Raw genomic sequence first — 18,787 nt, forward strand, 5'->3', positions numbered from 1 at the left:
ATTTGTATGAATCGGAAGCGCTCACCCCTTGCCCTTGTCTGCGCGATGCTTTTTACCCATTTACCGACATATGTACCATTCCTGCCGCGAATGGAACTGACTTTCCCCGGCATCGGTTAACTTTACCAGCGCGCTATGCAGTTATCTACGTTTTTGCAAGATTTGTTTACACATGGCGATGTGGCAATCGAACCCCGCATACAGCCCCTCAGTGACGAGGACGAGCAGGCCGCCGAGGCCCTGTTACGACAATCATACGCCCGCGACATACTCGACATGCCCCACACAGCACCGGCGTTTGACAGCGCCGCCGCCCGGTGGGGTGCCCTCTATTTATATCGCTCCGTGCAAGCCGCCGTCCTGCGCGACCTGGACGATGCCCTGTTAACCAACCTCCTGGCCGACTATACCGGACCACGCACCCACGCTGCCCTGTATTCCGCCGACCTGTGCCTGCGTTACCTGCGCGACCTGGCGTGGCTGGCCAAAGGACTGGCGCCCGACGATATCTTGCTAACCTACCTGCAACGCATCGCCCAACGCTGGCCCCTCTCCACGGTGGGCATGGCCGTCGACAGTACGACCGACCTCGACACGTTATGGGAGCACCCCTCCCTGCGGCAGGTGTATATAGACCGGGTAGTCCGCACCCGCGACAAGACCGCATTGGGTCACGCACGCGTACGCGAGGCGGTACACGCCTCGTTAGGGGACTATGCGGCCACGCTGTGGCCAGACGCTGAACTGAATTCTTCTATTTCTTCTTTGTATGGAGACAACCTTTGATAAAAACCACCTGGTCGACAAACTAACCGCGGTGCTCGCACACCTGAAAACGACCTTTGTGGGGAAAGACGATATCATCGATCTGATGGGTATCTGCCTGGCTGGCCGGGAAAACCTTTTCCTCCTGGGCCCGCCCGGCACCGCCAAGAGCGCCATGGTGCGGGGACTTGCAAACCTGCTGCACGGCAAGACCTTTGAGTATTTGTTAACACGCTTTACCGAACCGAACGAGCTGTTTGGTCCGTTTGACATTCGCAAGCTGCGCGAGGGCGAACTGGTGACCAACACCGAGGGCATGCTGCCCGAGGCAAACCTCATCTTCCTCGACGAGCTGCTGAACGCCAACAGCGCGATCCTGAACAGCTTGCTGTTGATTCTTAACGAACGCATCTTCCGTCGTGGTCGCGAAACGCGGGCACTGCCCGCCCTCATGATCGTCGGCGCCAGCAACCACCTGCCCGAAGACGAAGCCCTGCAGGCACTCTTCGACCGCTTCCTGTTGCGCGTTCGGTGTGATTACGTCGACCCGGCTTTGTTGAACCAGGTCTTGCAGGCCGGCTGGCAAATGGAACGCGCTGCCACCCCCGTCACGCCGATGATTGCCTACGACGAGCTGGCCGCCTTGCAAAACCTGACCAGCGAGGTAGACCTGCAACCCATTATACCGGTATACCTCGACCTGATCCGCCAGCTGCGGCAGGCAGGCGTACCGGTATCTGACCGCCGCGCGGTAAAACTGCAACGGCTGATTGCCGCCAGCGCCCTGCTGTGCAAGCGCACAACGGCGATCGTCACCGACCTGTGGGTACTGCGGTATATCTGGGATACAGAAGAGCAAATCGAATTGATTGCCGGTATGGTCGATACCGCGCTGGAAGCAGGCGCCGACGAACCTGAGCAACACCCGCGCGCGACCACGCGCACAGGCCCCGACGCCGATGCCCTATACCGCGAGGTGGCCGCTTTGTCCACCCGTTGGGATCTACCCGAGCTGCCCGCCAGCGAGCGGTCGATCATCAAAGACCGCCTGCGGTACCTCAACGGCCGCAGCGCCTGGATCGCTAACGACACGCAACGGGCCTACGTGCAGGAGCCGATCGAAGCCCTGTGGAAAAAAGTGCTGCAACACCCATGAACGAATATGTCTTCACCCTTCGCCTGACCGATGCCCCCGCGCTCGCCACGGTGCGTCACCTGCCCCAGCTACAGGCGGCCACCGATGACGCATGTGTGTGGCTCCGCATAGACGGTCCCGCCGACAAAGCCGTGTGGCAACTGCCGGCACAGCAACGCTATCTGGCGAATGCGGACGGCGTCCTTTTTCCGGTCGGCCACGTGACGCCTATCGGCAAGTTGCCAAAATTGAAATGGAAGAAGCTCACTGATTTTATGCCGCTAAAACCACCGGTATCGGCCATGCCAGGCATCGCCCAGGCACTGTATACGGTGAAATTAGTGCCATCCACAAAGGATCACGACAGCGCAGCATTATTCGTAACATTCGATGCATGGCAACACTATGTACTGGCCGCCCCTGCGGCACGCCTGGCGCGGCTACGCTTTGCCGTGTCCGAACGTCGTGAAGTATTGATCCTGGGCACACCCCTCCCACCGCTACCGGGGCTGGCATGCTGGCGGCAAAATGATCTCATATTGCCGACAGGGTGGGATTTCGAGGCACCATTCCTGGGCGAGCTGGTCACGCGCCGGCTCAACCCGCAGGGCGACGCAATCCTGTACATAGACACGGCCGGTCACTGGCAACGTATACTCCATACACAATTTGTACCCGCCTCGCGCAGCGCGGTGCGGCACACACAAACACGACTGGCGGATGTATGATATCATAGAAAATACTCTCGGTTATTTTCAATCGTCCAGAAAGTCGTTGTGGCAATGGAGTGCCGACGGCGAAGTGGTGGAGCTCCAAACGGGTGATACCATTGCCTATCGCGAAGAGCTCGTACTCCTGCTGCAATACTTCACAGACCAGGGACTACCGTCACTACAGCCTTTATTGCTTATACTTTACGCTTGCCTGGATAGGCCTGACGGCATTGAAAAAACGGAGACGGGTAAGATACTGAAGGGATGGACCGTGGTAGCCGGCCCGCCCATTGTAAAACTCATGCAGGTAATTCAGGGACTGCCGGCAGAATATCGCACCGGCGCACGCAAGGGGCTGCTGTTGCAAGAGATCTTCCGCGATGCGAGGCCGTTCGTCCCTCCCGAACATGCACGGGCCATACTGGATGAATTCCGCAGCGGCCGTTTGAATGCCCGTGTCCTGGAACAGCCCCTGTCGGCGCAGTATCAAGATATCAATCTTCGCGTTCTGCACGACGCGTCAAAGCGGTTTCCTACAACGGAATCACTGCTGCTCCGCTTGCGCACCGGCCTCGACATACTCCCCGGGGAGGCACCCGGCATCATACCCGAACTGCCGCCCGAGGATCTGCTGCTGCAACTCCTAAGCGATCCCCAAACAGAAGGCGTAGCGCGACTCACCCAACGCCTGGTGGCCGCCCTGCATATAACCATGCATACCGAAGCCGCCGGTGACCTACCCCTGGGCGGCTATGCCGACATCAGCACCCGGGGCGATTTTGACCGCTTGTTGTTAAGCGAGCTCGCATACGACGACGCCATGCTCACCGCCCGGCTGGTGAACAACGAAGCGCTCTACCTGCGCCGCGAAGAACCACCCGACAGCGTGCACCGCCAACGCGTCATCCTGCTCGACACCACGTTGCTGCTCTGGGGCTTGCCACGCGTCTTCGCCGTATCGGCCGCGCTCGCCAGCACCCGCAACCTGCCGACACACACCACCGCCCACGTCGTGGCATTGGGAGGCGAAACACATACACCGCTCACGCTCTCGACGCGCGAGGGCATTGTACATGCACTGGAACAACTGGATGGCGCGTTACACTGCGGCGCCGCCCTGGAAAATGTCATCCGGCGCGGTGGCTTTGACGACCAGGCCGACTACTTATTGATTACCGATGAAGAAGTGTTACAAGATCCTGATTTCGACACTATATATCGCACCGTCCGTGAACAGCTGCAGTTCCTGATCACCGTAAGCCGGCATGGCACATTACAATTTTATGCCCTGCGGAACGGACGACGAAAATTGCTCAACAGCGCCACCTATGACCTCGCCGGGTTGTTGTTAACACACCAAAAAGCGTCAGATTCAGGCGACGCGGAAAAACCCGCCACCTTTATACAAACACACCCGGTACCGCTATACTTTCCGCCGGTGAAGCTTCCCGCAACATCCGACCTGGTATATCAAACCGACACAGCCGTGTTCTGCGTCACGTCAACAAAACGGCTGCTCTACTGGCACCACCGCCAACACGGCGCTATCGAGCTATTACACCATATCCAGGGTAATAAGTACTTTTTCCACACCCTGGCAAACGACGAAGTCTTCCTGAGTCTACTCGTACTGGACACCACAGACAAACAACTGCATTACTATAAGTTTGATCTGAAGCACGCAACGCATGTGCATATAGACTTAACTGCGCACTTCGAGACAGGCCCTGTATTCATCGCTGCATCCTACATGTTCTTTTTAGGGAATCACGGCCTCACCGGCATCGATTGTCGACAGGCCCGGCTGGTTTCCGACAAAGAGCTGCTGGACATTCCGGAAATAGGACTGAACATCGAACACGCCCTCGGTCGCGAAACAATGTTCCGGCGTCTGAATCATCTCCGGTATAAAAACGACACATTCTCACTCCCGAAAATGCGCCACATGACCAACGTAAGTTTTACTATTCTGCAACGTGTGAGAAGCGTAGTAGTGACCTCGGGGGGATATCTTTTGATCAATGGAAAGATGTTGCGTCTGGGAACGTTGGAACTGATCCACATGCGGGGAGACGAAGCGCTGGGATCTCATTTCCCTGCAACCTCCGGGAAGTCTCGCACCATGACAGACAATCCAGCAGTGAGGTTCTTTCCTTTCCGCTGGGCACAAGGTGCCCGCGCCTATGGTGACACGCGTGGGCTACTCCACCTCGAAAGTGAAAACACCGACATACCTGCCATTACCCTGGTACTCAACCTCGGGGAAACCGTGACGTGCTGGTCGAGCGATGGTCACGTCTGTGGATCTTCCTATTTTATCCGCGACGAAAACCTGACACAACTACCGGCCGGGGAGTTTTATGAGAAGTATCTAAAACGTTTTATCGATGATATCATCCAGCACCATCGGCCTTCGTTATAACGAGCAACCGCGCCATACACCCCGTGCGGCATTGCTCCGCGGCCACGAGCCCCTGGCGTGGCTGCAAGAGATCAGCGCGTGGAACATCGATCCCGCCCTGCTGGCGTGTTATGTCATGCCCGAATCCATCCACTCCGTTGCGCCCGGCGGATTGTTTGTCATTTTCCCTCCGGATACTGTACCCGCAACCGGCCCCCGGACCGACCTGTATGGCCTCAGCGACGAACATCTTTATTTACCCATACACGCTACCCTTACACCGGCGCTGGCCAACGACGAGCTGCAGCGCATCTTGTTATGGGATGTGCAGGTGTTTCATCCCCGCACAGGACTTGTCGGATTCGAGCCAACCGACCTGCTGGACCTGGCCTCGCTGCTGGATTTTATACCCGCGCAGCCTGTCTCCTGGGCGCAGGCCCACGAAGGCAACGCCACGCCGCCGCCGCTGGTGAACATCCGCATCGTACCGGCAAAGGCTACCGATCTGCTCCAGTCCTTTCACGATACCATCGATCGCCAACCGCTCCAGGACATTCCTCCTCCCAAAAGCGAAAAGTCATCGGAGTCGTGGACTGACCGTATCAAACGAAAGCTGCTAAAGACAGCATTATCGACGATCGAAAAAATGCTGGACAAGGTGGAGCGGAGCACGTCCAAATTTCTCTCCGAAGAGGAAAAAAAGAATGCAATGCAAAAAGCCAACGAGAAGTTGGCAAATCCCGACTACAAACCGGGTTTACTAAGTCGTCTCCTTCGGCGGATGCACGAAAGCCTGGAAGACCTCGAACGCAAGCGCCGGAACGAGCTAAACCGATTGGTGCTGCTCTTTGATGAAAACATGGACGAGGCACTACGCTACGCCATACCGTTGAACAATCCCTACGCACATCGCGGCACCGTGCCGCCCTCGGCAAGCCTGCATCGACGAGACAATATGAGCTTCGATGCCAGCAGCGTCGGCGGGGGCAGAGGCGGTGACGTCTGGAATACGGACAACCACTACTATACCCTCCGTCAAAAATACCTGAACGCCGCACGCCAGGCCACTGAACGCGGCGACTTTAAAAAGGCTGCCTATATATACGCCCACCTGCTACACGACTTTTCTGCCGCGGCCAACGTACTGGAACAAGGTGGATTTTATCGCGACGCCGCCACGCTTTATCGGGATCACCTCAAAAATATACCCGCAGCAGCGGAATGTCTGGAACGTGGCGGGCTATTGTTGGATGCCGTCGAATTGTACAAAGAGCTAAAGAAACACGAAAAGGCAGGCGATCTATACCGGCAGGCGCAATTGCTGGAACACGCGGCCAACCAATATACGCACAGCGCCCAACAAGCCCTGAACAGCGGCGACTATCTCGATGCCGCGCGCATCCATCAGCAAAAGTTAGAGCAGCCCAGGCAGGCAGAAAACATTCTGTTACGCGGATGGACCGAGTCACTACAGGCAGAAGAGTGCTTACAATCCTATTTCGGCTTACTGGCACAAACCGACGAGGCCGCCGTACCACGACAATTGCAGGCCATCTATACCGAGACCCCCGAGGCCAAACGCGACACTTTCCTGCAGGTGCTCACCAACCTGGCACGTAAAAAACAACTGCGCGACGAAGCGCACGATACATCACGCCGGCTGGCTTACACCATCATAGGACAACAGGTACAGCAAGGCAAGTCCAACAACCTGACCCTGCTGGAACACTTCCACCCCGACGACAGGTTGTTATCCCAGGATACCCGCCGGTACATCAACGTGCAACAAAAACGCCTGCGCGAAGAACAAGCAGCCCTATGGAAGCTCGATCCCCAAATCCGGTGGTTCAAAGCGGTATGCCACCGTAACCAGTTTCTGATTCTGGGCATAAAGGGCGCGTACCTCCAGCTGGCCCGCGGTAATTGGCATGGCCACATCGAATACCACAGCTGGCCGGAATATATACGGCGGGACAGCCAGATCACACTCATCACCGAGCCCTATAACAGCCACCAGGTCATCTTACACAATACGCACGGCGTCGCCTTCAACGACCTGACGTTACCGAAGTCAACACATTTCGACGATGAGCTCGTCATCACCTCGCCTACCAGGCTGCCCACCGATGCTATCGGCTACACCTTTAAACCCAACGGTGAGATTGTCGCTGTTAAAAACAACAACGACAGCGTGAGCCTGATGTATTATACACCGGCGTTTGAACTAAAATACCCGAAGGAATATAAGCTGAACGAGTTTATCATGACCCAGCCGGCCCATCCAATCCTACACGCGCCCTACCGCGACCGAAAATTCTATATCGGTATTGGCAATCAATTGATCGAAATCTTCGAAGACGGCGACATCTATGTCCATCGGCTGACAGACACCATCACCCGCATCACCCTGGCGCCGGCATACGCCAACCCCTACATCATTATTTCAACACCCAGCGGCAGCATGTTATTTAAGGAACAGCTCGGCGCAGCGTTGCTCACGGCCGAAGATTATTTTGCCGCGACACTTGTCGATGCTTGCTTCATTTCCGTTGATCACTTTGTACTCGCGAGCCGCCACCAGGCAACGGTATACTACGTACTGGACGGAAAGCCCAAAGAAGTTTATACAATCGAGCCCCAAAAACCGATCATCGCACTGTTAACCACCCATAAAAAAGACCGCTTCGCCCTCGTTTACCAGGACGGCAGCATGAGCCCGCACACCGCGACCAACCAATAGCCGGCATTACTGCCGCTGCAGATAGGCCGTCGGCACATGCTCCGTGAGCCATACATTATTGTCCGAGCAAAAGAATGTATAGCCATCCACACGCATACGGGCAGCATCGACCACCAATACAACGGGCTTACCATGTCGTTGTCCTACACGACGCGCCGTTTCATCATCCGCGCTCAAGTGCACATGATGGCGGCTGCGCTTGTCCAGGCCCGTCTTCTCTATAGAAGACAGAAACGCTTCAGCGGTACCATGATAGAGTACAGTCGGCGGTTCGCTTACAGCATAGGCCAGGTCGACGGCTACCGAGTGCCCCTGGCTGGCGCGAATACGTGCCCGGTTCTCATCGTAAATAAACCGCTGCTTACTGTTGGTCGTCACAACGTGATCGAGCTCCGCCGGAGATACGGCATACCCGTTCCGGCTCAGTTGTTTTAACAAGATTCCAACATCGGTCCAACCGTGTTCATCAAGAGTAATGCCTGCGGCCTCGGGCGCATGGCGCAGCACAAGACTCAGGTATTTACTGATGCGGGTATTTTCTTTCTCCGTCATCATAAAGTCAAATTAGCATGTACTAGTTCAGGTTGCGCCCCAGCAACGCGAACTCGGCTTTATTTTCTTCCAGCCTCTTGACGTGGCTCCGGCCAAAGTGGGCCAGGAAGTACAAGTGCTGGTATACGTCTACGGTGACGGGCTCCTGCAGGGGCAACGTTGTTTTATAAAGTGTGCCTTCGCCATGGCACAGGGTATCAAGGTGATCCAGGCATATACCGAGTTGTCCGCGCATACGGCTTCGTACATCGTCGTGCGACAAGGTCTGTGTAGCCGCTGCTGCGGTATACAAGGTATGCATGCAGCGTTCCAGCGCAAGGGCTTCGAGCAGGGTATAGTGGCTCCAATCGGTTGTATGGTCAACAGCTGCATCGGCGGCGCGCTGGCGCGCTTCACGGCAAGCCATCTCGATGGAAGACAACAGGTTACCGTTGGTGTGCATAAGCTGTTCAAGCACCTCACTACAACAACGGCCACCGCCCGCCGGAAGATATTGCAGCACACCCGGCTCCTCATCGAACCAGGCGTCCAGCACAGCATATGTGCGGATCAGCTCCCGTTCAATGGTCCTAAGTATCGTTTCAATATTTTTCATGGTTTAAGGGTGGTTCTATCTATGTTTTAAAATCACTTACACAATAAAAAAGCCCGGACAATGCTGCCCGGGCTTTCTATATGAAGATTTCGTTATTAATCATTCATGTATACAACTCCGGGACGGGTCGTGCTTATCGGCACGAACACGGATCACCGCGGGATTAAATTGGAGTTGTTTCATTTTCATAAGACAAAGGTAATTAAGTTTTTGAATTGATCAACAGGAAACTGCGTATTTTCACGAAACCATGGACGCCGACCTGCACACACTATATTGTTCGGACTTCTATCAGGTAGTCGATTTCCGGTGCCGATGCACCTCGTGCATCACAACGAAACCCGAGTACGCCGATTCCTTTTGTGTCAGTTTTGTACGCAAGGGGAATTTCCTGTATAATGTCTTCCGCCGCTCCATGGACTCCTACACCGGCTGTGTGATCGTCACCAAACCCGGCACAGAACGAACCATCACACACACGCACAGTATACCCGACGAGTGCACCATCTTTCAATTCACCGGCGATTTCTTTCGCGAGCTGCTGGAGTATCATGGCAACCTGCGCTTCTTCACCGACGACGACATACATTCGCTGTTGGTTAAAACCGATGTCTCGCTTGAGTTTTTACATCACCACATCATTCGCCGGATATTAACCGGCGCCGGAAGCAAGCTCGAGATCGATCAATGTGTGTTGGACATTGTCCGCGAAGTATTACCCAAAGTGGCCGGCTCTACGCCCGACACCCGCATCGACGCGCGACTTAAAAAGAACCACCTGGAAACGATCGAATCTGCCAAAGCCTACCTGAGTACACATTTTACCGAAGACATATCCCTCACTATCCTCGCACGGCATTGCTGCGTGAGCCCCTTTCACTTCAGCCGCATCTTCAAGACCTTCACCTCATACGCGCCCCACCAGTACCTGCTGCACACCCGGCTAAAACATGCCGAAATGATGTTGCGCAATACAACGCTGCCGGTAGCCGACGCTGCCTTTGGCTCTGGCTTCAACAGCCTCGAACACTTCACCATTTCGTTTAAGGAACGGTACGGCATGCCTCCGGCTAAATTCCGCGCCACGGCTGCGGCCGCATCGATCCAGAAATAGCAAGATTCCTCAAATGCTCCTCCTCACCACCCGGTAGTTTTGTGTCATCACAAAATCACTTACTGCTATGAAAAAACATCTTTTAAATCTCCTGGATCACTCACGTGATTATACCCTGGCCGTGGCAGAAGCCATGCCGGCAAAAGAATATGCGTTTAGGCCGGTCAGCACCGTGTGGAATTTTGGCGAGCTGTTGCATCACATCGCCTATAGCATCGCCTGGTGGGAAGACAATTATATAAAAGGAGTCAAGACTGAGTGGAATCCGCCGGCAGCAACAGTGGCAAAAGCCGACATCAAAACTTATATAGAAATGATGTATAGCGATCTGGCCAATACGGTAGAAAAGACAAAATTCAACGACGATGCCCTGGCAGGATTCTATGCCACACTGGACCACATCACCCACCATCGCGGACAAGCCATTACGTACTTACGATGTGCCGGCCAGGTGCCACCGGAGTATACTTATTGATCTGCTGCGGGAGTTTTTTCGGCAAAGGCCTGCTCCATGGCAATGTGGTCAAATGCCCGCTCATTATTAGAGATCCAAACGGTGGCCACACCATTGCCAATCAGATTCGTAATGGCGCGTGCCTCTGACATAAAGCGGTCTACACCAATAAGCAAGGCAAGTCCGTCTACGGGTATAGTCTTGATTGCCTGCAACGTAGAGGCTAACACGATAAAGCCGCTGCCGGTTACGCCGGCAGCGCCCTTTGACGTCACCATCAGGATGCCGATCAACACCAGCACCTGGTCGAGCGACAGGTGCACATGGTAAGCCTGTGCTAAAAAGATGCATGCCATCGACAAGTAGATCGTCGTGCCGTCCAGGTTAAACGAATAACCCGCCGGAATCGTAAGCCCCACAACCGGCTTGGCGCAGCCCATGCGCTCAAGCTTTTCCATCAGCGAGGGCAACGCAGCCTCACTCGACGATGTGCCCAGCACAATAAGAATCTCGTGCCGTATATATTTTAGAAAATGCCAGATGTGAATACGGTACATCCATAAGATCGCGCCCAACACCCCAAAGATAAAGATTGCCATCGTCAGGTATATCGCGCCCATAAGCTTGGCCAGCGACACCAGTGTAGAAGGTCCGAACTTCCCCACGGTATACGCCATCCCCCCAAAGGCCCCGATCGGCGCCACATACATCACCAGGTGCAACGCCTTGAAAACATACTTCGACACAAGACTCAACGGGCGCAGGATCCTATCCTTGCCAGCAAATAAACCGAGCAATGAACCAAAGATGATCGCCACCACCAATACCTGCAGCGTGACGTTTTCAGAAAAGAAATGTTTCCAGCTAAAGTCTTGCGCGCCGGCCACATATTTATCGATAGACACCCCACGGGCACGCGTGGTGTCTACTCCTTCCCCCGGTTGAATCAACCAGGCCACGGCAACGCCGATCAACAACGCAAAACTGGTAACGATTTCAAAGTATAACAACGCTTTACCCCCCGTCTTGCCCACCTTCTTCAGATCGCCCATGGCAGCAATCCCCAGCGTAATGGTGAGGAAGATGATGGGATAAATAAAGAGCTTGACAAGCGCGATAAACTTCTCGCCAAGCACCCCCATCTCGATGGCGGTCGCCGGGTTAACGACGCCCAGCACAATACCCGCGGCAATGGCGAGCAATACCCAGAACGTGAGGTTCTTCAGAATGTGCTGAACTGTTTTCTTCACAATGCAAACGATGGCTGGTTAGAGGTCTTCGCGGTGAATGATACCGCCCCACTCCGCGGAATATATATACTCGCCTTTTACAAGCTGGCCGACATAATCTTCAATCCACGCTTGGAACGAATCGGCAATGATGGGCCGCTCGGGCGCATCGTGCCACATGCGAATGATCTGCCCTTTGCGTCCACCGGGCGCAGGATCAAGATCAATACAATAATGATTGCCACTGCCGTCGTACGTAATGGGGATCCACATCGGATTCCACCAGTCGCTCTTTACACCTTCCTCCGGCTCTGAGTATGTGCCATGAAAATTGCCATTGTCCAGCAGGTCTCGCCATACGCGCCACTCCTCCAAAATCCGCTCAGTCGACAGCAGCTCCTCTGTTTCAATCAACCCCTCGCCGGGCTCCTGTCCATTGTGCACCTTATAAAAATCGCGAAAAGCGGCAGGCAGCGTGACCCCCATAGCCTTCTCCAGGTTAGCAAAATCGCCTGGCAGCGCGCCAGGATTAAGCTCGTCGAGCAAATGCGCAGCATGCTCCTCCAGCCAGCGTTCGAGTTTTTGCCAAATTGCAAGCATAATAAAACGACTAGGCGACTAAAATAAGGAATCCCTCGGTGCAATGCGAAAAAGTGCCATTCTTTCCTCCAGGGTTCGCCCATATACGGCATATAACGCAATCCCACACGCATCTGGCAAATAATACCCCAACCTCACACACCGGAAAAATCAGGCCTACAACTCCGAACAATAAATCTTCTCATACGCCTCTTGATCGTACACTTCCTTTCGGATAAGCTGGCCATCATGGCTATAATATATCACCACAAAAAGTGACGCCTCCTCCACATGCTTCTCCGTAAAATACATCGGAATCTCCGCCGAGCCTACATTAACAATGTCACTATACGTGATGGGAATAACCGTTCCCCGCTGACTATGAAACACGCCATAGCGATTATCCTGGCGAACAATAGCGAGCTTCTCGGCAGGCGTATCGCGAATCAATTCGTACCCCTTGATATTGTGCAGCACAACCGTGTGCGTAGCGATGTTGTACAACATCCAATAGGATTCTTTTTTCACCAATGCGACAGAGTCGTTCCACACATTGATCTCCTTAAACTCGAAGTCGCCCAGGGGGTTGTTGTCCCACCCGATAAAGCCATAATGTCCTTCTCTATAGGCGACGAGCGCCTGGTCGTTATACGGCTGCAGGTTCTTGGCGTAAAGCGGTTTGATCAGCTTCTTCCGCACGATGTCGAACATCCCGAACTTCATCGCCCGCAGCAGCGACACTGTACCGTTGCTGGCCGAGCCGATCGCATCGTACTCGATCGGCAGCACCGGCTTGCCGTCGTCCGTCACCAGACCTTTCTTTTCTTTGCGCGACACGATAAATAACCCTTGCCCCGCATATTGAATGCGATCGTACGCACCGCTAAAAAGCTTACGGCCATCGCGGTTATAGACTGTGCGCGCCTTATTAAAATCTACCGCCAAAAAAGCAGATGAATCTTGCCCCGGCACAAACTCAACCCGTGCCGCTGCTTCGAACGGCAACACCACGCCCGACGTGATGTGCACAAAGAGGCTATCGTTCCTGACGCCGACAGCAAAAGGCCCCGCCATATAAAGTGAATCATAGCGGGCGATCGCCGCAGCCTGGCGCATCGGCAGCAGCAAATGCCAGGTATACCCCGCCCTGGCCGCGACCCAGGGCTCGTTCACAGCAACCGAGTCGTAGGGGTCGGCGGTATTGTGACGCGTATCGTAGAGTATATGCCGGGTATCCGCCGTAGTTGCCAGCGCCCCAAAGAACGCCGGGGCCAACCGTTGTTGCCGCGCCGGCACCTGAATATCGAGATGCTGACCAAGCACACCTTCGTGTGAGCCGGCGCGAAACCAAATTAATCCATTGGGCCACGGCTTGACATCATTAAAGACATCGCGCAGGCCGAGTGGCTGCTGGTCGGCAATACACGCCACTTGTTCTAACGTCGTAAGCCAGTACTTGTCATTCTTTTTTAAGATCACCACATTACCGGCTGCCTGTACGTCGTCCCACGATGCGCCGAGTAACAACCGTCCCGCCAGGGTGCGCACCGACCAGTAGTCGCCGGTGCGTATCGCCAGCAAACGACCGCTCAGCATACGGGCATCCTGAACGCACGAGTCGAGTGGTATAAATCCCGTTTTGTGCACGACACGGGTACATGCGTCGCCTTGTACCAGCAGAAATCCGGCCCCAAGATCTTCCACGCCCGAGACGGCGCCACGATAGATCATTACCCCATTTCGTGCCATAATACCGTTAGGCAGAATAAGGATGTCTTCATGTATGTTTCCACAGAGATATTCACTTTCCAGCTCGTCTATTGCAGCGTCCAGTACTTCTTTCCCGTCCTCATCCATAAAACCAAAATGACCTTTATGCAGGAAGGGAACGAGGTATCCCTGGTCGGCTATCCGCACGCGGTGGAGCGAGTCCTGCTGCAATACCCGGGGAAGTTGCTCTGCTGTCAGATCTTCGGGCAGCAGGTGATATAGCAGGTTACGGGCGCCGATGCGCTCGCGGCTATGCGGGTATTTTTCAATAAAAGCTATAAAAGGCTCGGCCGTGCCCGCCGCCGTGGCAATCTCAAAGATATTACGCTCGGCTTCGGCGCGGTAGGGCGAGAGGGGGTGGTCGTGTACAAACTGCTCGTAACTGCGCAGGTGCTGGTCGCGGGTCGAGGCCTCGTAGAGCAGCTGCTCATAGCGGCTCCGGGCCTCGGCCGCCTGGCGGGCGTCGGGGTACCGCGCGAGGTAGTGGCCAAAAGCCTGGTAGGTATTGTCCGTTACGGCCTGCTCGAAGGCGACCTCATCACGCAGGTCGCGGGCCTCCTGCTGCTGCTGCGCCGCCGGGAACGAAAGCAGAAAATCGACATAAGCCTTTTCAGTGTGAAGCTTACGCGCACGGCCGAAGGCCGCACTGTCGATCTGCCCACGCAGGCGTAGCAGAATGAGGCTGTCGAGCGGAAAACGCTTCAGGCGGTCGCGTTGCCGCGGGCTTGTATGCCGGTAGTCGGCCTGGGCCGCCAGGGTGTAGCGATAGGCGGAATCGACCTGGAATGCGGGGTTTTCGGGGGCGAAGAAGTAGCTGGCCATCACATAGTTGGCCGTGGCATTGACACTGTCGCGGTGCAGGGCCTTGCGCCCCTGCTCATAGGCACGCTCCCATTTATGCCGCGACAGGTTGCTCCAGGCCGCACGTTCGGGCGCGAATTGTGCCCAAAGGCACACAGGAGCCAGCAGGGCCAGGCATACTATAGTCAGCGGTTTGATCAATCTCCGAACGCTTCATAATGCGTAAGAGGTCAAAACTACAAAGTTCAGTGCAAAGCAAGAATTCTTCGTAACGCGATATGCGTATATTGCGGGATGTAATAAATTTTGTAAATTTTCAGGGAATGTTAACTGTCTTTCATGGCGAAACTAAAGAATATCATTAAGCAACTTTCGGAAAAGGACTTCAAAGCTATCTACGATTCACTCATTGAAAGCAATGCCGAAAAGTCGGCATACCTGCTCCGGTCTCTCCGGGAGCGGCAGCTTTCCGACAACAAAATTATGACAGAGCTGGATGTAAACGCCAACGCGTATTACACCCTCCGCTCACGCCTGAACCTGAAGATTGAAGAATACCTCATGGGCCAGCTGGAAAGCCCCCGTACAGATGTGCTGCGCAAAGTGGCCAACATCAATGAGGTCCTCTTCACCAAAAAGAAGGCCATTTCCGTTGCGACCCTTAAGAAGTTGGAAAAAGAGCTGTTGGACTATGACCTGGCCAACGAGCTGACCGTTATTTACAAGTCGCTCAAAAAGCTCAACATCAACTCACCCGACTACTTCCAGTATTCACAGCTCTACAACCGGCACGTAGCCTATATGTTGGCCGTGGACAAAGCCGAAGACCTGCTGGCCGACTACTTCAAAAAGTATGGCGACTACATGCTCAACGGCGGTGAAGTAGAAAAGCTGGGACTGGTGCTGCTCATGAAAGAAATGCAGAACGTCGCGAAACTGTACGAATCGCACCGTCTCTACGTGTACCAGAGCTGCATGTACATCTTCCACCGCCTGTTTGTAGAGGTAGACGACAACATGCACCAGGAAGGCGAGTCGATCGAAGACATTTTCGACAAAGTGCAGCGCATTTTCGAAAGCTACCACCTCGACTCCATCTACTACCACATCAACCTGGTATTCGAATTCCTGAAGCTGGAGTACTACAACCACTACAAGGTATACCGCCAGGCCGAGAAGTACTACGAAGAAGTAAACGACGCCTGCGCCAACCTCATGGTGAACTACGCCACCTTCACCTTCCCCGCGCAGTTCCTCCTCTCAAAGCTGGAGCGCCACCTGCGCACCGGCACGGAAGCCGAGCTGTATTCCGAAAACGAAAGCATCTTCCTCGACTATGAAGTCGACACGATGGACGTGCCGAAGCATATCGTATACATCGTGTACCGCGCGCTGTCGTCGTACTACATAGGCAAATTCGAAGAAGCCGCCAAGCTTATCAACGGCCTGCTCAACGACGTGAGCCTGAAGAAATATCCATACGCACAACTCGAGATCAAGTCGCTGCTTGCCCTGCAGTACACACTCATGCACGACGTGGAGCTCTTCAACCAGCTCTCGAACAGCATCCAGCGCCAGATCCGTTTGTTCGGCAAAGACAGCTGCGAAAACATCCAGCTCTTCCTGAAGATCCTCAAGATCACCACCAGTGAAGCCAAAAAGGAAAAAGCCAAAAAGATCAACGCTGTCATCCCGCGCCTCAGCGCCATCAACGTAGGCTACTTCGCCCCCACCAAGCTAATCAAGCTCGACGAGCGCTTCGTAAACCTACTGACGGAGTTCTAGCAAATGGAATAACATAAAAAAGGCGCCCCGACAAAATCGGGGCGCCTTTTTGTTTTTTCGCTTTCACACCCGATGGCTATCGGGTCCACACGCACACTGTTTCTTATATCTCCAGCTTAACAATACTCTCATGCGAGAGTGGCTTGTTCAGGTACAGCTTAACATTTTCGTACTTCTTAGACCGGTTAAAATCCTGCGGGTTGATCGACGAGGTCAACATAACGATCTTACATTTTTTCTTGGCGGTATTCGAGAGCTTCTCGAATTCATCCAGAAATTGAAAACCGTCCATGAGCGGCATATCGATATCCAGGAAGATCACATCGGGCAAAACCGAGTCGGCGACGTCCAGCTTTTCCATATTCTTCAAAAACTCGATCGCGCTTTTTGCTCCCGTATGCGTATAGATATTTTCCGTCACGGAGGCGGCCTCGATCATTTTCTGATTAATAAGATTGTCGATCTCATTATCGTCGATGAGCATGACGGTACGATATTTCTTTCCTGCCATAAGTCTTTTAATGCTTTATAAAAATAATGTATTGATGCTGATTTGCAAACAAAAGTCTAAATATCAAATTTGATTCCCTGCGCAAGCGGCAGCGTATTTCCAAAATTAATGGTATTCGTCTGACGGCGCATGTACACGCGCCACGCATCAGAACCCGACTCGCGGCCGCCGCCCGTCTCTTTCTCACCACCAAAAGCGCCCCCGATTTCCGCGCCGGAGGTGCCAATGTTTACGTTGGCAATGCCGCAGTCCGAGCCTTCGTGCGAAAGGAACCGCTCCATATCGTGCAGGCTGGTTGTCATGATGGCAGAGGAAAGCCCTTGCTTGACACCGTTCTGAATATCAATTGCTTCCTCCAGCGTAGTATACCGCATCAGGTACAAAATCGGCGCGAAAGTCTCCTGCTGTACAATCTCAAACGAAGCCTCCACTTCGGCAATCGCCGGCTTTACATAGCAGCCCGATTCGTCGTAATCTTTACCTTTCAGCACACCGCCCGGTACCACAAACGTACCGCCCTCATCCTTGATCTTTTTCAAGGCATCGCGATACGACTTCACGGCTTGTTTGTCGATCAGCGGTCCCACATGAAATGCCGGATCCAGCGGGTTGCCGATGCTCAATTGCGCGTACGCCTTTACCAGCCGCTCCTTCACTTGCTCGTATACACTGTCTTGAATGATCAGCCGGCGCGTGGTCGTGCACCGCTGCCCTGCCGTACCCACGGCACCAAAGAGTGCGCCGCGGATGGCCAGGTCGAGATTAGCATTTTCCGTGACAATGATCGCGTTGTTGCCGCCCAGCTCGAGCAACGCCCGGCCAAAGCGCTCGCTTACCGTACGGGCTACTGCGCGCCCCATGCGGGTAGAACCCGTGGCCGATACCAGCGGTACACGCTCGTCTTTCGCCAGCAACTGTCCAATAGTATAGTTACCGTTGACAAGCACCGACACACCTTCCGGCACGCCATTCTTTTCAAATACTTCCGCTACAATCTGCTGACACGCCACGCCGCACAACGGCGTCTTCTCCGAGGGTTTCCATACACACACATCGCCACACACCCACGCCAGCATACTGTTCCACGACCACACCGCCACCGGAAAGTTAAACGCTGAAATAATGCCCACGACACCAATCGGATGCCACTGTTCATACATGCGGTGGTTCGGACGCTCCGAGTGCATGGTGAGACCATGCAATTGACGCGAGAGTCCCACAGCAAAGTCGCAGATGTCGATCATCTCCTGTACCTCGCCCAGCCCCTCTTGCAAAGACTTGCCCATTTCATACGACACAAGCTTACCGAGGGGCTCTTTGTATTCGCGCAGAGCCTCGCCGATCTGGCGGACCACATCGCCCCGCTTGGGGGCCGGCCATTTACGCCAGGCTTTAAACGCCTCGTGCGCGGTGGACAGCGCCCGTTCATAAGCACGTTCGTCCGTGGTCGTTACGCTGCCAATAAGTTTACCGTCTACCGGCGAAAATGATTCTATCGCGACGCCCGCGCTGCGGAGCCACTGGGTACCCGTAGAGGTACCCGCGTTAGATTTCTTCAGGCCTAGAGACGCGAGGGATTCTTTAATACCAAAATTCTTCATGCAGGGTCTTTTTGATGAGCTGCACAAAGCTAAACGATTTCC

At 54.3% G+C, this 18,787-nt stretch carries 15 protein-coding genes; 8 read left to right on the forward strand and 7 right to left on the reverse strand.

Translation table 11 applies throughout. From position 1 onward, the window contains the following. Positions 1-135 precede the first annotated feature (135 nt). Genes K7P01_RS08490 through K7P01_RS08510 form a run of 5 tightly spaced genes read left to right on the forward strand, consistent with a single transcriptional unit; the run spans position 136 to position 7,754 of the window. Complete coding sequence (locus tag K7P01_RS08490) at positions 136-786, forward strand: hypothetical protein (RefSeq protein WP_267291825.1); 651 nt, start codon at positions 136-138, stop codon at positions 784-786. Beyond that, a complete protein-coding gene (locus tag K7P01_RS08495) occupies positions 770-1,921 on the forward strand; it encodes an AAA family ATPase (protein ID WP_267291827.1) in 1,152 nt (383 codons plus the stop codon). Before K7P01_RS08490 ends, K7P01_RS08495 begins: the two co-directional genes overlap by 17 nt. After that, on the forward strand, positions 1,918-2,628 hold the full coding sequence (locus K7P01_RS08500) for a hypothetical protein (RefSeq protein WP_267291829.1): 711 nt from the start codon (positions 1,918-1,920) through the stop codon (positions 2,626-2,628). The genes K7P01_RS08495 and K7P01_RS08500 overlap by 4 nt, the downstream gene beginning before the upstream one ends. Continuing rightward, the gene (locus K7P01_RS08505) at positions 2,621-5,035 is read left to right on the forward strand and encodes a hypothetical protein (protein WP_267291831.1); all 2,415 of its coding nucleotides are present in this window, start codon (positions 2,621-2,623) and stop codon (positions 5,033-5,035) included. Before K7P01_RS08500 ends, K7P01_RS08505 begins: the two co-directional genes overlap by 8 nt. After that, positions 5,001-7,754, forward strand: coding sequence for a hypothetical protein (locus K7P01_RS08510; RefSeq protein ID WP_267291833.1), 2,754 nt, complete (start codon positions 5,001-5,003; stop codon positions 7,752-7,754). Before K7P01_RS08505 ends, K7P01_RS08510 begins: the two co-directional genes overlap by 35 nt. A gap of 6 nt (positions 7,755-7,760) precedes the next feature. Here K7P01_RS08510 and K7P01_RS08515 read toward each other — a convergent pair whose 3' ends face one another. Then, a complete protein-coding gene (locus tag K7P01_RS08515) occupies positions 7,761-8,309 on the reverse strand; it encodes an RNA 2'-phosphotransferase (protein ID WP_267291835.1) in 549 nt (182 codons plus the stop codon). A 19-nt stretch (positions 8,310-8,328) separates the two neighbouring features. Then, complete coding sequence (locus tag K7P01_RS08520) at positions 8,329-8,901, reverse strand: hypothetical protein (RefSeq protein WP_267291837.1); 573 nt, start codon at positions 8,899-8,901, stop codon at positions 8,329-8,331. 250 nt (positions 8,902-9,151) lie between these two features. Here K7P01_RS08520 and K7P01_RS08525 point away from each other — a divergent pair, with 250 nt between their 5' ends. After that, positions 9,152-10,015 (forward strand): helix-turn-helix domain-containing protein, encoded by an 864-nt coding sequence (locus tag K7P01_RS08525; protein ID WP_267291839.1) that lies wholly within the window; start codon positions 9,152-9,154, stop codon positions 10,013-10,015. Between the two features lie 67 nt (positions 10,016-10,082). Further along, on the forward strand, positions 10,083-10,490 hold the full coding sequence (locus tag K7P01_RS08530; RefSeq protein WP_267291841.1) for a DinB family protein: 408 nt from the start codon (positions 10,083-10,085) through the stop codon (positions 10,488-10,490). Here K7P01_RS08530 and K7P01_RS08535 read toward each other — a convergent pair. The 3 genes from K7P01_RS08535 to K7P01_RS08545 form a co-directional block, all read right to left on the reverse strand. Beyond that, positions 10,484-11,719, reverse strand: coding sequence for a cation:dicarboxylate symporter family transporter (locus K7P01_RS08535; RefSeq protein ID WP_267291843.1), 1,236 nt, complete (start codon positions 11,717-11,719; stop codon positions 10,484-10,486). The genes K7P01_RS08530 and K7P01_RS08535 overlap by 7 nt on opposite strands. Before the next feature lie 18 nt (positions 11,720-11,737). Then, positions 11,738-12,298 (reverse strand): SMI1/KNR4 family protein, encoded by a 561-nt coding sequence (locus tag K7P01_RS08540; protein ID WP_267291845.1) that lies wholly within the window; start codon positions 12,296-12,298, stop codon positions 11,738-11,740. Between the two features lie 156 nt (positions 12,299-12,454). Next, positions 12,455-15,049 (reverse strand): tetratricopeptide repeat protein, encoded by a 2,595-nt coding sequence (locus tag K7P01_RS08545; protein WP_267291847.1) that lies wholly within the window; start codon positions 15,047-15,049, stop codon positions 12,455-12,457. Between the two features lie 138 nt (positions 15,050-15,187). On the opposite strand from K7P01_RS08545, the gene K7P01_RS08550 reads away from it, so the two are divergent. Further along, positions 15,188-16,633, forward strand: coding sequence for a hypothetical protein (locus K7P01_RS08550; protein ID WP_254085942.1), 1,446 nt, complete (start codon positions 15,188-15,190; stop codon positions 16,631-16,633). Between the two features lie 103 nt (positions 16,634-16,736). Here the strand turns inward: K7P01_RS08550 and K7P01_RS08555 are convergent, their stop codons facing one another. Together K7P01_RS08555 and amaB are read right to left on the reverse strand one after the other, a co-directional pair. Continuing rightward, entirely contained in the window at positions 16,737-17,144 is a 408-nt protein-coding gene (locus tag K7P01_RS08555; protein ID WP_254085941.1) for a response regulator, read from the reverse strand. A gap of 56 nt (positions 17,145-17,200) precedes the next feature. After that, positions 17,201-18,745 (reverse strand): L-piperidine-6-carboxylate dehydrogenase, encoded by a 1,545-nt coding sequence (gene amaB / locus K7P01_RS08560; RefSeq protein WP_267291852.1) that lies wholly within the window; start codon positions 18,743-18,745, stop codon positions 17,201-17,203. Positions 18,746-18,787 lie beyond the last annotated feature (42 nt).

The organism is Parachryseolinea silvisoli (assembly GCF_021190955.1).
GTDB lineage: Bacteria > Bacteroidota > Bacteroidia > Cytophagales > Cyclobacteriaceae > Ohtaekwangia > Ohtaekwangia silvisoli.